At 67.5% G+C, this 13,878-nt stretch carries 14 protein-coding genes; 5 read left to right on the top strand and 9 right to left on the bottom strand.

Translation table 11 applies throughout. From position 1 onward, the window contains the following. Positions 1-34 precede the first annotated feature (34 nt). On the top strand, positions 35-2,344 hold the full coding sequence (locus AC1RMD_RS19930; RefSeq protein WP_492928630.1) for an SUMF1/EgtB/PvdO family nonheme iron enzyme: 2,310 nt from the start codon (positions 35-37) through the stop codon (positions 2,342-2,344). A 54-nt stretch (positions 2,345-2,398) separates the two neighbouring features. Further along, complete coding sequence (locus AC1RMD_RS19935; RefSeq protein WP_217943297.1) at positions 2,399-2,743, top strand: zinc ribbon domain-containing protein YjdM; 345 nt, start codon at positions 2,399-2,401, stop codon at positions 2,741-2,743. Here AC1RMD_RS19935 and AC1RMD_RS19940 read toward each other — a convergent pair whose 3' ends face one another. Further along, positions 2,744-3,154, bottom strand: a complete 411-nt coding sequence (locus AC1RMD_RS19940; RefSeq protein WP_492928632.1) for a LysR substrate-binding domain-containing protein — start codon at positions 3,152-3,154, stop codon at positions 2,744-2,746. A gap of 11 nt (positions 3,155-3,165) precedes the next feature. Next, positions 3,166-3,408 (bottom strand): LysR family transcriptional regulator, encoded by a 243-nt coding sequence (locus AC1RMD_RS19945; protein ID WP_492928634.1) that lies wholly within the window; start codon positions 3,406-3,408, stop codon positions 3,166-3,168. A 2-nt stretch (positions 3,409-3,410) separates the two neighbouring features. Here AC1RMD_RS19945 and AC1RMD_RS19950 point away from each other — a divergent pair, with 2 nt between their 5' ends. The 3 genes from AC1RMD_RS19950 to AC1RMD_RS19960 all read left to right on the top strand — a co-directional run bounded on the left by AC1RMD_RS19950 (position 3,411) and on the right by AC1RMD_RS19960 (position 4,978). Beyond that, the gene (locus AC1RMD_RS19950; RefSeq protein ID WP_492928907.1) at positions 3,411-3,620 is read left to right on the top strand and encodes a DUF1330 domain-containing protein; all 210 of its coding nucleotides are present in this window, start codon (positions 3,411-3,413) and stop codon (positions 3,618-3,620) included. 76 nt (positions 3,621-3,696) lie between these two features. After that, entirely contained in the window at positions 3,697-4,095 is a 399-nt protein-coding gene (locus AC1RMD_RS19955) for an OsmC family protein (RefSeq protein WP_492928636.1), read from the top strand. Positions 4,096-4,099: 4 nt separating this feature from the next. Next, positions 4,100-4,978: a pirin family protein gene (locus AC1RMD_RS19960; protein WP_492928638.1), complete on the top strand. Its 879-nt coding sequence runs from the start codon at positions 4,100-4,102 to the stop codon at positions 4,976-4,978. 10 nt (positions 4,979-4,988) lie between these two features. Here AC1RMD_RS19960 and AC1RMD_RS19965 read toward each other — a convergent pair whose 3' ends face one another. The 7 genes from AC1RMD_RS19965 to AC1RMD_RS19995 form a co-directional block, all read right to left on the bottom strand. Further along, positions 4,989-6,524, bottom strand: a complete 1,536-nt coding sequence (locus AC1RMD_RS19965; protein ID WP_492928640.1) for an FHA domain-containing protein — start codon at positions 6,522-6,524, stop codon at positions 4,989-4,991. Between the two features lie 116 nt (positions 6,525-6,640). Further along, a complete protein-coding gene (locus AC1RMD_RS19970) occupies positions 6,641-7,651 on the bottom strand; it encodes a PP2C family protein-serine/threonine phosphatase (RefSeq protein ID WP_492928643.1) in 1,011 nt (336 codons plus the stop codon). An 89-nt stretch (positions 7,652-7,740) separates the two neighbouring features. Beyond that, on the bottom strand, positions 7,741-8,250 hold the full coding sequence (locus tag AC1RMD_RS19975) for an SH3 domain-containing protein (protein ID WP_492928645.1): 510 nt from the start codon (positions 8,248-8,250) through the stop codon (positions 7,741-7,743). A 17-nt stretch (positions 8,251-8,267) separates the two neighbouring features. Further along, positions 8,268-9,839 (bottom strand): hypothetical protein, encoded by a 1,572-nt coding sequence (locus tag AC1RMD_RS19980; RefSeq protein ID WP_492928647.1) that lies wholly within the window; start codon positions 9,837-9,839, stop codon positions 8,268-8,270. A gap of 3 nt (positions 9,840-9,842) precedes the next feature. Continuing rightward, positions 9,843-12,317: an FtsW/RodA/SpoVE family cell cycle protein gene (locus AC1RMD_RS19985; protein WP_492928649.1), complete on the bottom strand. Its 2,475-nt coding sequence runs from the start codon at positions 12,315-12,317 to the stop codon at positions 9,843-9,845. Continuing rightward, a complete protein-coding gene (locus tag AC1RMD_RS19990) occupies positions 12,314-13,351 on the bottom strand; it encodes a serine/threonine-protein kinase (RefSeq protein WP_492928651.1) in 1,038 nt (345 codons plus the stop codon). The genes AC1RMD_RS19985 and AC1RMD_RS19990 overlap by 4 nt, the downstream gene beginning before the upstream one ends. 86 nt (positions 13,352-13,437) lie before the next feature. Continuing rightward, positions 13,438-13,860 (bottom strand): glycine zipper domain-containing protein, encoded by a 423-nt coding sequence (locus tag AC1RMD_RS19995; protein ID WP_492928653.1) that lies wholly within the window; start codon positions 13,858-13,860, stop codon positions 13,438-13,440. Between the last annotated feature and the right edge of the window lie 18 nt (positions 13,861-13,878).

Genomic DNA, 13,878 nt, shown 5'->3' on the forward strand with positions numbered 1-13,878 from the left:
ACAGCTTTATGCAGGAACGGTTACACTTCGTTTAATGATGCAAACAGCAAGAGACAAGATCCGCGAACTGCGGGCCTTACATGATGACGGTCTACTGAGCTTGCAGGAGTTCGACCGCCGCAAGAACGCCATCCTGGATGCGGAATACGCGCCGCCGGGAGGCGGCGTCACGGCTGCGCCGCCACCGGTGCGGCAGGGCACGGAGCTGGGGCTGATGTCCAGCCAGGAGATCGGCCCGCAGAACCGCCGCTACCGGCTGGAACGCCTGATCGGCATGGGCGGCATGGGCCAGGTGTGGCAGGCGACCGACCTGGCCACCCATGCGGAGCTGGGTCACAGCGACATGGTGGCCTTGAAGATCCTGCCGCCGCAGCTGACCCAAAGCGCCACCCACGCCAAGCTGCTGATCGAGGAGGCGACGCAGGCGCGCAAGCTGGCGCATGAGAACATCGTCCGCGTTTATGAATGGGCGCAGGACCCGGCCACCTCCAGCTATTTCATCATCATGGAATACCTGGAAGGCCAGGACCTGGACGCCTATCTGGCCGAGCAGGGCCCGCTGCCGATGGAAGCCGTCTACCGCCTGCTGACGCCAGTCGGCGACGCCTTGCAATACGCATGGGACAAGCACAAGCTGGTCCACCGCGACATCAAGCCCGGCAACGTGTTCCTGACCCAGCGCGGCGAGATCAAGCTGCTGGACTTCGGCATCGCCTCGCGCGCGCGCAGCGCCGGCAGCAGCCTCGGTCTGCAGACGCCCAATGCCGGCACCGTCGGCTACCGCGCACCGGAGGCGGGCACGCACCAACGCCAGCCTTCGCCCAAGCTGGATGTCTACGCCGTCGCCGTGATGATCTACCAGCTGCTGGAAGGCCGCATGCCGTTTGACGATATGCGTCCGGCCGACTTCCATCCGTCGCCGCCGCAGGGTCTCAATCCATCGCAGTGGAAGGTGCTGCAAAACGGTTTTGCCTACGCACAGGAGCGCCGTCCGGCCTCGGTCAGCGAGCTGCTGGCGGAGCTGCGCCGCGCCGATGGTCCGAGCGAGGAAGAGTTGGCCGCCCAAGCCCGCCAGGCGCAGGAGCGCGAGCAGCAACGCCGGACCGAGCAAACGGCGCATGCCGAGGCCAAGGCCGCGCAGGCGGAACAGGCCCGCGCCTCTGAGCTGAAACGACAGGCTCTGGCGGCGGAACTGGCCGCGCGGCGCCAGGCCGAAGCCAAGGCAGCAGCGGCAGAAAAAGTGAAGCTGGACCAGCAGCGCCGCGCGCTGGAGGCAAAGCAGCGCGCCGAAGCCGAAGCTGCGGCGCTGGCCCGCAAGCAGGCCTTGCGCGAGCAATTGCAGGCGCGCCGCGACGCCGACGCCAAGCAGGCGCGCGAGGAACGCGAGGAACAGCATCGCAAAGCCGCGCAGCTGAAGGCCGAAGCTGCGTATCGCTCCGAGCAGGAGCGCCATCGCAAGCAGCAGGCCGAACGCAACGCCGCCGAACTGGCCGCGCTGATGCCGACGGCGGGCAGTCCGGTCGCCGACGCCAACGGCGTGCTGCGCGACCGCTTTGTCGACGGCACCGGCGTCGGCCCCGATCTGGTGCTGATCCCTACCGGCCGTTTCCAGATGGGTTCACACGAGCATGAGCAGGCGGCGGCGATCAAGGCCGGCGCGCAGAAAAACTGGCTGGAGCGCGAAACGCCGCAGCACTGGGTCGGCATCGAGCAGTCGTTTGCGATGGGGCGTTCTGCCGTCACGGTCGGGCAGTGGCGGCAGTTCGTGCGCGCCACCGGCTGGGAATCGCAATCGGATACCGACTGGCGCGCGCCAGGCTTCGCGCAGAACGACGAGCATCCCGTGGTGGGCGTCAGCTGGGTCGATGCGCAGCTGTATGTGCGTTGGCTGTCGGAGAAAACCGGCCAGACCTACCGCCTGCCGAGCGAGTCGGAGTGGGAGTACGCCTGCCGCGCCGGCACCAAGACCGCCTTCAGCTTCGGCGACGCGATCAGCACCGAGCAGGCCAACTACGACGGCCACTACACCTACAACGGCAGCCCGCGCGGCGCCTACCTGCAAGGGACCAACAAGGCCGGGACTTTCCAACCCAATCCGTGGGGCTTGTTCGACATGCACGGCAATGTGTGGGAGTGGACGCAGGACGTGGTGCACGATAACTACATCGGCGCGCCGGCAGACGGCAGCGCGTGGGAAGAGGGGGGCGACCAGGTGCGGCGCGTGCTGCGCGGCGGCTCGTGGCTGTACAACCCGCGCTATCTGCGCTCGTCGGTGCGCAACGGCTTTTCGGCGGTGCTGGCCAACGACATCGTCGGCTTCCGGGTAGCGCGAAAATTGGTCTAACTTCAGGCAAGAACTGGTATAATGCTGCCTTCTTCAAAACTCCAGGATCGTACCATGAGCGCTTTGCCACCCTGCCCGAAATGTAATTCCGAATTCACCTACGAAGACGGCGCCCAGCTGGTGTGCCCGGAATGCGCCCACGAGTGGAGCGCGACCGCCGCCGAAGCTGCCGAAGAAGGCGCCAAGGTGTATCGCGACTCCGTCGGCAACATTCTGCAGGACGGCGATACCGTGACCGTGATCAAGGACTTGAAGCTGAAGGGTGGCGGCGGTACCGTCAAAGTAGGCACCAAGGTCAAGAATATTCGCCTGGTCGACAGCGACCACGATATCGATTGCAAGATCGACGGCTTCGGCGCCATGAGCCTGAAAACCGAGTTCGTTAAAAAAGTCGTGTAATCACCCCAGCCGCTCCAGCGCAAAGTCGACGAAGCTGCGGACTTTGGCGCTGGGGCGCGCTTCCGGCCGGCGCAGTATGTGCATGGGCCGCGACGGCAGTTCCCACTTCGGCAGCAGCCGTACCAGTTTTCCCGCCGCCAGCGCGGGCTCCAGCAGCAGGTCCGCCTGCATCGCGATACCCATCCCCGCAATCGCACCAGACACCAGCGACGTTCCCGTATTGCTGACGAAGGAACTGCGCACCGGCACCTCGATCTGTTCCTCTCCCTTGCGGAAGCGCCACGCCGCGTGCGGGCGCCAGTCGGAAAACACCAGGCAGTCATGCTTTTCCAGGTCCGACGGATGGCGTGGCGTGCCGCGTCGCTTCAGGTACTCCGGGCTGGCGGCGAGCAGCACGCGACCCGGCCGCAAAGGCCGCGCGATCAAGCCGCTTCCACGCTGGCCTGCACGTCGCGGCAACGCTCCAGGTAGACCACGCCGATCTCGGTCAGCGATTGCTTGCGCGGGGTGCGCTCGATCAGGCGCGCGCCCAGTTCCTGCTCCAGCGCCTGCACATGTTTGCCGACCATGACAGGAGACATGTCCAGCGTCTGCGCGGCGGCTGCGAAGCTGGGCGCGGCGGCGGCGGCCACGAATACCTGCATGCTGCGGAGTTTGTCGCTCATAGCTGGCGCAAAAGCACGGCGGCAAGGCGCTGGCGAAAGCAGCGCCGGTGGTCCTGGAAGGCGCGCCGCAGCTGCCGGAAACGCAGATCATCGTTGAATTCCCGTCGATGGAGCATGCGCAGGCCTGGTACAACGATCCCGAGCACGCGCCGTTGATCAAACTGCGCCAAAGCGGCGCCGATTTTTCGATGGTCCTGCTGAACGGCCTCTGAACGTTTAGGGGAGGCGCAACCGGTTCAAACGGTGTAGAGTGACGGTTTTGATAATGCCGTTTTCAAGGACCACCGTATGACTATCAAAGTACTGCGCGACCAGTCGCTGCCAATGCGCCACATCGTCCATGTGCGCAACCATATCCTGTCCACGGACGGATCGGTGGAGGAGGGCGGCAACGATGCCGGCCCTTCGCCCCACGACCTGTACGACGCGGCGCTGAGCGCCTGCAAGGCGCTGACCGTGGTGTGGTACGCCAGGCGCAAGAACATCCCGCTGGAGCACGTGGAAGTGAGCATGGAGCGCGACGCCAGCGAGGAGCGCCAGGGCACCTACCGCCTGGCCGCCACCTTGCACCTGACCGGCAACCTGACCGAGACCCAGCGCACCGAGTTGCTGGCCGCCGCGCAGAAATGCCCGATCCACAAGCTGATGACCTCCGTGACCACCGAAGTCACCACGGTGCTGGGGTAAGGCCATGACGATTTCGAATCTGCTCAAAGGCCACGAAAAAGACCTGGGCGGCGGCTTTGTCGTGCGCCGCTATTTGCCGTCCGCGATCAAGCAGGCGGTGGGCCCGTTCATCTTCTTCGACCATTTCGGTCCGGTCGATGTGCCGCTCGATGCCGACCATGACGTGCGTCCGCATCCGCATATCGGCCTGGCCACCGTGACCTATCTGTTCGAAGGCGCGATGGACCATCGCGACAGCATCGGCAGCGTGCAGCGCATCGAACCCGGTGCGATCAACTGGATGACGTCCGGCCGCGGCATCGTCCACTCCGAGCGCACTCCCAAGGATTTGGTCGGCAAGCCGCACCGTACGCACGGCCTGCAACTGTGGGCCGCGTTGCCGGTCGCGCATGAAGAGGATGAGCCGAGCTTCAGCCATACGCCTTCCGAAGCCATTCCCGAGCTGGATGTCGACGGCGCGCGCGTGCGCGTGCTGGTCGGCTCGGCCTTCGGCCAGACCTCGCCGGTGAAGACCTACAGCCAGACGCTGTATCTGGACGTGATTTTGAAGGCCGGGCATGAGCTGGCGCTGAGCGGCCTGCCGGCCGAAGCGGCGATCTATCCGATCACCGGTGAACTGCAGATCGACGGCGCGCCGCTGGCGCTGCACACGATGGCGCTGCTGGATACAACCACGGCGCAACTGATCAAGGCGGATGCGGATGCGCAGTTCGTGGTGATCGGCGGCGAGCCGTTGGATGGCCATCGCTTCATGTCGTGGAACTTCGTCTCGTCGCGCAAGGAGCGTATCGTCCAGGCCAGCGAGGATTGGCAAGCGCAGCGTTTCGACAAGGTGCCTGGCGAGACCGAGTTCATTCCGCTGCCGGCGAAAAAGCCGGCGTAAACGCTTCAGCTCAGGCGGTCGACATGGCGTTGGCCGCCACGGTGCTATACAGATCGGTGGCGCCGGTGCGGATGATCCAGTGTTCCGGATACGGATCGCTGGCGAAGCGGTTGTGGCGGGCGATGCGGCTCAGTTTATCGAGCGGCACGGCCGGCGCCAGCGCGGTTTCCTTGCCGGTCAACTGGTCCAGGTGCCAGAAGCCGCCGTCGCGGTGCAGCAGCAGCGGCAGCGCGGCCGCATGCGGCGCGGCGGCAAACGCCTTGACCGGATAGCCGGGATGCGTTTCCGGCATCAGCAGGTAGAAGCATTCGGCATTGGCGCCCTGGTCGATGCGGTGCAGGATCACGCCGTGCGGCATGATGGCCGTCACCGACAACACCACGATGCCCTTGATGCTGGCGCTGAGTTCGATGCGCATGCCCAGCCGCAGCGCGGTCGGCTTGTGCTTGCCCGGCCAGACGCCGTCCAGCAGCAGGCCGTAGCGCGACACGTCTTCAATCTCAAACCCCTGGCCCGAGCGGCGTATCACCGCATGGCGGCCGGACAGGCGGCGCGTGAGGCCGTTGGTGTCCTGGCCGTCGGCGCCGTAGTGGGTCAGCAGCAGGTGCGATTCCGGATCGACCAGTTCAAAGCGTCCCAGCACGCATTCTTCCATCGCGAACAAGCGGATCTGGCGCTGCGCGCCGGCTTCCGGCGCGGCGTTGACCAGGCAGGCCGCGCGGCTCGGGTGCGGGTGCATGGCGGCCGCCAGCGGCATGTCGATCTCGATCAGGTCCTCGTCCCAGGCGATGGTCGTGAAGCCCAGGTCGACCTTGCCGGCCGGTGCGTTCAGGTCCAGGTGGGCGATGCCGGCGTTGCGCGCGGTGACATCGATATCGAGGCTGTCGCCGCCTTGCGCGCTGACGCGGGCGATGGAGGCGTCGTCCGCCATCACGCGCACGTTTTTGTGCGTGCTGAGGAAGATGCGGTGGATTTCGGTCAGCGTGGCGTCCATGCGCGGCACCAGGATGACGAAGGTGCACACCCATTTGCGCGAGGCCAGCTCGGCGTGTTGGCTCAGCAGCTCGATGCTGATCTGGTACTGGCCGTGTTCCTTGCCGCGCGAGGAGAACTCGACAAACACGGGACGCCATTCGCCGCTGGTGGCGCGCACGAACTGCTGGCGCGCGGCGCCGTTGGGGATCAGGTCGGACTGCACTTGCAGCGTCAGCTGCGGCGCGCAGGCTTCCGGCATGCCGCGCAGTTCCATCTTCAGGGTCTGGCGGCCGCCGGCGGCGCGCGGGTCGAAGCCGCTGATGTGCAGCTGCGGGCGCTCGGACTGGGCGCGTTGCAGGGGGCGGGCGTAGGTGCTTGGGGCGTGGGCGGCGGTATCGGCAGGGGCGGCATCCAGCGTCGTGCCGGCGACGCCGGAACGGGTGCGACGCACGGCACTCAGCAGGTCAAAGCTGGAGGGCTCCGCTTGGGCGTGGCCGCCTTCGCAAGCTTGCGCTCCTGGCATGACCCAGTAGGTGCAATGCGGGTGCTGGGCATTACTGCATTTTTTCATGGTGAACCGACCGATGGGATACCCGTCAGTTTATGCGGTTTACACTCTGCTTGGCAACCAATGTGGCGATCTCAAGGCCATTCAATCCGACGGCGCAACACATGCGCCGCCGGTTGTCAAAAATGTGAAGGAATTGATGCGTGCGGGAGTGCCGTTTCGTCAACGTTGTCGCTGTGCGCGGGATCGTGTGGCGCTGCGAAGCGCAGCACGATGGCGCTCAGGTTGTCGATGTGGAGCTCGGGCGGCGGGTGGTCGGCGTAGTCGTTGAACAGGGCGTCGAGGGCGGCGCCGGCCGAGTGGCCCGGCCGGGCCAGCAGCGCCGGCCAGCGCGCGGTCCATTGCAGCGGCCGGCCGCAGGACCAGAAGCCGTCGGTGGCTAGCAGATAGGTAGCGTCGGCGCGCACGGTCAGCAGGCGGCGGTCGGCCAGCTGGTGCAGGAAGGGCGGCAGGTTGGCCGCGCTCAGCGCCAGCAGGCCGTTGTCCAGCACCTGCGGATTGGCGAAGGCGTTGCCGAGGATGTAGGCCTGCGCGATCTGCGCCCGGTGTTCGCCGTGGACTTGCTGCCACCATTCCCGCTCGCCCAGCAGGCCGTGCATGGCGAACGAGGTGGCGGGCACGTGGTCCACCGTCAGCGGCCGGGCGCCGTCGGCGGTGACTTCGTAGAGGCGCGAATCGCCGACGTGGTACAGCATCGGCGCGGCGCCGGGCGGCATCTCCAGCAGCGTCAGCGTGGTGCCGGGGCGGCGGAAGTTGTCGTCGTCGCCTTCGCTGCGGAATTGCTGCTGCAAGCGGGCGTGCAGGGCGTCGAGGCGGGCGCCGAGTTCTTCCTGCGTGGTGCAGGCCGGGATCAGCAGCAGGCCGGAGGCCACGGCTTCGGCGGCCTCGCGGCCGTTGCCGTGGCCGCCCATGCCGTCCAGTACCGCCAGCCGCACGTGGCCGCGCGGCCAGTCGGGCAGCGTGATGCTGTGCGGGGACTGGTCGCGCAGGAAGACGGCGCGGCCGCCGGCGTCGATGATCAGCAGATTGTCCTGGTTCTCCGGCACTTGCAGCTTGCTGATGCTGGCGCTGCTGCGGGCGGCGATGTCCAGGCCGGGGCCGAAGTCCTGCAGGTCGGTGATTCGAGTCATCGGGGCGGGCGCCGTGGCGCGGGAGGCGAAAGGCCACAGCTTAGCTGAAAAAATGCCGGCGTGGGATGGCGTGCCTGAACGTTCGGGCCTCATTCGCCGCTCCGGCGCAGCCACAGGCTGTTGACCCAGCCGGTGTTCTCATGTCCGGCGACGCTGGCCTTGATCTGCCACCAGTCGCCGTTGCGCACGCCGGTCGGCGTGACGGCGGCGCCGGCCGGCACGGTCGCCAGCAAGGCCGAGTGCACGCCGGCTGCGGCGCGCAGGTTCAGGTCGCGGTGGACGGCGAACGACTGGCCGGATATCAAGGCAGCCGGCGCCCGTGCCGCAGCCTCCCGCGCCGCCGCTGCCGCCGTGATCGTGCGCGCCTCCTCGCTGCGGTCCCGCGTCGCGACGATGGCGCGATCGTTGCCGGACCGACTGCCGTGCACCGCGTACAGTACCAGGCTGCCGAAGCCCCACGCGCCGACCACCATGATGAGCAGCGCGCGCGCGTTCGGACGGCGCCACCACTGGCGCGGCGTCAGGTAGGCGGCCAGGAACAGCGTGATCACCAGCCCAGCCGCATAGGCGCCCGCAGCGTAGAGTTTAGCCGTTTCCATGCAAGCTCCTTGGGTTCTCAGGCGTCAAAGCGCAGCACGTAATGGCCCGCCACCAGGTGATGACCGCTGGGCAGCAGGTAGGGCGCATCGGTGTTGGCATCGCCGATGCTGGCGACGAATTCCAGCTTGTCATCCAGGTGGTACAAGGCCTGCGAAGCGGAGAGGCGGCCGATCTTGTAGCCCTGCGCCGTCGCCTCGAAGCTGAAGGCTTCGCGCGACAGGCCGATGCGGTCGGCGCTGGCGGTATTGGCGCCGTTGGCGCGCTTGAGGAAGCGCGGCGAATCGAGCAGGCGCAACGCCGCCAACATCGGCGAGTTGCGGCCGAAGCTGAAGCGCGCACCGCTTGCCACCGAGGCGCCGACCGGTTGCGCCAGGCAGATCATGGCGCGGTAGCGGTCCGCCATCTGCGGCGCCGCCGCCAGCACGCGGATCGCCTGCGCATCGACCGGCGTAAAAGTGGCCGGCGCGGTGATGCGCTGACGGCCTTCCGCGGTGCAGGCATACAGCTCGTCGGCGGCGTCGACCACGAAGCTGATGACCGCCGGCCCGTCGCTGGACAAGGCCAGCGCGCGGTTGAACGGCAGCTCCATCGCTTGCGCGCCGGTGTCGCGGTAGCGGCTCAGGCGCGGCATGGCCAGCGCCACCAGGCTGACGCGCTGCTGCGAGATCGGCGCGTAGGTGGCGTCGCTTTCTCCGGCGTTGTTGGCCGGCTTGTGGCTGAGCGGGATCGCCGTCATCTCGGGCGTGGCGCCGCCGTTGGCGCGGCTTTGCCATACCGCCGGCTTGCTGGCGACGGTGGCCGCCACCGGGTTGATGCTGATGGCGTCGACGGCGGCACTGGCCTGGGGGCGCGGCGCGGCGGCGCTGGTGCGGCCGATCTTGAGCATCAGGCGCGGGCTGCCGCCCGGCGCTTCGCGCAGGGATTTGATGGTGTAGTAGCCGCTGCGCGGATCGAAGCGGCAATCGAAAGCGTCCTTGGGCCGCATCTGCACCACGGGCGGCGCATCCGGACCGTCGTTGATGATGAGGATGGCGCCGTCGGGACCGAACGGCCAGCCGCTGGCGATGAAGCTCGCTTCGCCGCCTTCGCCGCCGATCAGCGCCAGGCGCTGGTTGGGGTAGATCGGACATACCGGATGCCAGATCGCGCTGTCGCGCGAGACGCTGACGTTGTAGAGGATCTTCTCGTCCGCCGCCGGCAGGTACACCGCGTGGCCGAACTTGACCTCGATCTCGCCCGGCGCCAGCTGCGAGGTGCCGATCACGTCGTACCTCACCTGGTCGCCGCCCAGCAGGTCGCCGAAATCCTTCTGGTGCAACGCCGTCAGGGTCTGCGCCAGGTCGCGCGCGCGGGCGCCGCGGGTCAGGTGGTAGTCGTCGTCCACTTCCTCTTGCGGCAGCATCAGCGTCACGTGGGAGAAGCAGCGCGTGGCGGCGCGGCCCTTGTGCTCGCGCGGACTGCGTTCCAGCAGGTCGCGCAGCAGCGGGCGGCGCGAGAACAGCGCCAGGCCGGGCGCCTGCCAGATCGCTTCGGCGTTGAAGACGTCGGGGATGCGGCCCAGGACTTCGTGTTGTACATAGATCGGCATGATTCATTCTCCTTCTAAAGATTGCGCGCTGATGGCACTAAACGCTAGCAGGGGGCAAAGGAAAAACAGCAGGTGGCTGCCGCCGGCCGAGAGGAAGCTCATGGGCTGGCCCATGATGGGGAAGATCGCCAGGTTGGTGCCCCAGGACAGCAGGAAGTGGCCCAGCACGAAGGCGCCGCCGCCGCACAGCGCGAAGTAGCGGAAGCGGCCGGACCAGGCGTGGCGAAAGTCGCGCGCCGCCGCCCCGGCCTGGTAGGCGCGGGCTGCGGTGAAGGCGATGCCGGCCAGGAAAGCGGCTTGCGCCACCCACAGCAGCAGGCCGCCGACCAGGCCGTGGCGGTTGAGGAAAAAGGAAGCGGCGAAATCGTCCTGCACGGCGGGGATCTGCACCGCGCCGCCGGCCGCCATGCCGAGCGAGCGCAGGCCGAGCCAGTGGTCGGCGCCCAGCCAGCCGCCGTCGCTGATGGCGCGCGCGCCCAGCAGCAGCTGTTGTCCGGTGTGCGGATGCTCGGCGGGATTGAGCCAGACCAGGAAGCGGTCGGCGTAGAAGCCCCAGCGTATCAGGTCGTCGGTGCCGGCGCAGCGCAGGTAGACGATGGCGCCGGCGGCCGTCAGCGCCATGCCGAGCAGGGCGCCGGCCAGCTTGCGGTTGCGCGCGGCCAAGGCGTAGGCGAAGGCCATGATGGTGCTCCAGATGAGCAGCAGGATCAGTGGCGAGAAGTCGTCGACCTGCACCAGCGAGAGGCCCAGCAGCGCCAGCAACAGCAACGCGGGCGCGATCAGTTGCAGCCAGCGGGCGCCGTGCTCGGACAGCTTTTGCGGGCCGGCATGCCAGTTGAAGCGCAGCGCCAGGCAGTGCGCGGTGAGGGCGGTGAGGGCCAGCTTGGCCAGTTCGACCGGTTGCAGGTCGAAGACGCCGGTTTCGTCGCCCCACAGCACTTGCGCGGCCAGCGCGGCCAGCGCCACGGCGGCGAACAGGGCGAGCAGCCATTCGATGCTGCGCTGATGAAGATGCGCGCCGCGCGCGGCCTGGTGTTGCGCCCACAGGCGCAGCAGGCCGCCAAGGCCGGCGCCTATCGCCAGCATGGCGGCGCTTTTCTGGTAGTAGCGCAGCCAGGACGATTCGGGTGCGCCCAGGCCCAGCTCCAACTGCGACAGCAGGCCTGCGGCCAGCAGCACCACGCCGGCGGCGCTCAGCAGCGTGAGGCGGCCGGGCAGCGCAAGCCAGAGCAGCAGCGCGCAGGCGGCCAACAGCAGCGAGCTGGCGGCGCTTGGCGCAAAGCCCGCGCGCTGGGTGACCAATGCGATAGCGCCGCAGACCAGCACACCGCTTGCGGCCAGCAGCATGGCGACGCCGTGAGCTCGGCCGGCACGGTCGGAGTGGGCATGGCGGCGTACGGTCAGTGCCAGGCTCGCCGCCATGCAGGCCAGGCTGGCGGCGAGGCCGGCCCAGAGGACCCTCGATTGCCCGCTATCCCACAGTGCGCGCTGCTGCCATTGCCAGCCTACCTGCTCCGGCAGGTTCAGGTCCGGCGCGTTGAACAGGCTGACGTGGCGGCTGGGGTTCAGCGTGAGCTGGCCGCCGTCTGCGCTCAGCGCAAAGCGCGTATGGCCGACCACGATCGCCTTCACGCCGTCCAGCGATGCCTCCCGCTTGCGCAAGTCGGACTGCGCGCCGGCGCTGTGCACCAGCACCGCCGCACGGTCGCCGTCAGGATTGCCGGCCGAGAATTGGAGCCCGCCGTTGCTGCGCGCGATAAGCGCCGCGCCGGGAGTCACTTGCGCCAGTCCGAGGCGATTGTCGCAGTACAGATTGCCGCCGAATGACAGCGGGCGCGAAATCGTCAGCATGCCCGGCATGGCTCGGTTCCAAAGCGACAGCAGCCTGGAAGCCAAGTGCGACTCAGGGCAATTGGATTGTTGATGACCATCGCGATACAACACGGCGCCGTCGTAGCGCCATTCGTGGCCGTCGCGGGCGAAAGTCACGCTGTCTGCATCGGCGCCACGCACGTCGAACAGCGCGCTGTCGATCTGGAAGCGTTGGCCGGCTACCAGCGGCGTGCTGCCCATGCGTTGTTCGCTGCCGTCGCGCAGCAGTATCACTTGCCGCGTCGCGCTCAGATTGCGCAGCGTCCAGCCGTCCTGCGCATTGCGATGCAGGGACAGGTGGTTGCGGTCCGATTGCGGCGCCGCCAGTTCGTGCTGGCCCAGCGTGATCGTTTCGCCCGGCGCCAGTTTGACCGTGATGGCGGCCGGCAGCCATGCTGCCGGTGCGCGCAGCAAGGCCAGCGCCTGCATGCCGAACAAAGCTGCCAGGATGGCGAGCGTGAGGGCCAGGCCGGTATTCCTCGCGGCTGCGCGCGCGATAGCTGCGCAAATGTCGCCGGGGCGTGGTTGGTCGAGCGAGGCGCGGCGCGTGGATGGCCGGGCGGGCATGGTCGCGGTGTAGGACCGGCGCAGCGAGATAGCCATCATGCCCCCTGAATGTGGTGCCAGTGGTTGTCGGCGGTTGGACGATTCATGCTGCGGACGGGATCTGCGGGATCGAACATGCCGCGCTGCGGCTTGACGCCCTGGATGGCGTGCAGCATGCGGCTGATCTGGATCGCGTGGCGCGGACGTTGCGCCGGATCGAGATGCAGCAGCGCCCGCAGCAGCTCCAGTGCCGCATCGCGCACCGTCGCGGGAATCGCAGCGGCGAAGCGCGCCTCTTCCTCGGCGTGCAGCGCCGCCGGAATCGCGCCGCCGTGCAGGCTGCGCAGCAGGTCCGCGCCGCCGGTGTGGTGCTCGCGATAAGCCTGTCCGCAATCGCTGCAAAAGCGCAGCGGCAGGCCCCCGGTGACCAGGAAGTAGAACATCGCGCCCAGCGAGAAATAGTCGCTGCGCGGGCCGGTGGCGTAGCCGCCGCCGTCGGCCGGGAAGAACTGTTCCGGCGCCTGCCAGTTGGCGGTGCCGGCATACGAGTGAGCTTGCAGGCTGCCCAGCTGGCGGTTGGTGCCGAAATCGGCCAGCTTGACGGTGCCCAGGTCGCGGTCCAGCAGCACGTTGGCCGGTTTCAGGTCCAGGTAACGCCAGCCGTATTGGTGCACCTTGGCCAGCGCCTGGTTGATCTGGCCTATCCAGTTGAGTATCCGTGGCAGCGGAATCGCCTCGCCACGGCCCTTCAGCGCGATCATGTGCTTGCCCAGGTCCGTCGCCATCAGTTCCAGCGCCAGCACCGGCAGGCCTTCGTGCCAGCCGCTGTCGAGCAGGCGTACGATGTGGCGCTCGTCCCATGGTTCCAGCGATTGCAGGAAGCCGATTTCATTGTTCGCACTGGCGATCCAGCGGTCGCGCTGGGCGGGCAGGGCGCGCGCCATCTGCTCGCGGTTGATCAACTTGATGGCGACATCGCGCGTGGCCGGCGGCCCGCTGGCGCGCCAGATGATGCCGTAGGCCGATCCGCCGATCTGCTCGCGCAGCCGGTAGTGGCCCAGTTCCAAAGCGATGATTGCGTCTGTTGTCGTCATGATTTCCCCTCGGCCAGCGCCGTTACGCAAGGCTAGCGGGGGGAGCAAAAAAAAGCCCCTCGTGTGAGGGGCTCTGATAGAGGGGCTTAACGGTCCCAGCGATCGCGATGGTGGCGGTGGTGGTGATGGTGTTCCCAGCGTTCCTCGCGATATTCGCGGTAGTAAGGGCGGGCCGGTTCAACATAGACCACGCGCGGAGGCGGGGCGTAGTAGCGTGGCGGCGGAGCGTAATAGACCGGAGCCGGCTCGTAGTAGACCGGGGCAGGCTGCGAGTAGACGCGGGTCTCGACGTAACGGCCACCGCGGCCGCGATCGTAGTAGCGGTCATTGGTGTTGATGCTGTTGCCGACCGCCGCGCCAACCAGGCCGCCGACGATGGCGCCATCGCGGCCACCGGCGCTGTTGCCGATGGCGGCGCCGACCACAGCACCGGCTACCGTGTTGAAATCACGGTCGCCTGCGTAGGCCGACGACGATACTGCTGCTGCGGCCAGTAACGCTACACCCATAAATTTTTTGCTCAACAT

This window comes from Duganella sp. GW822-FHT06D06 (genome assembly GCF_058799615.1).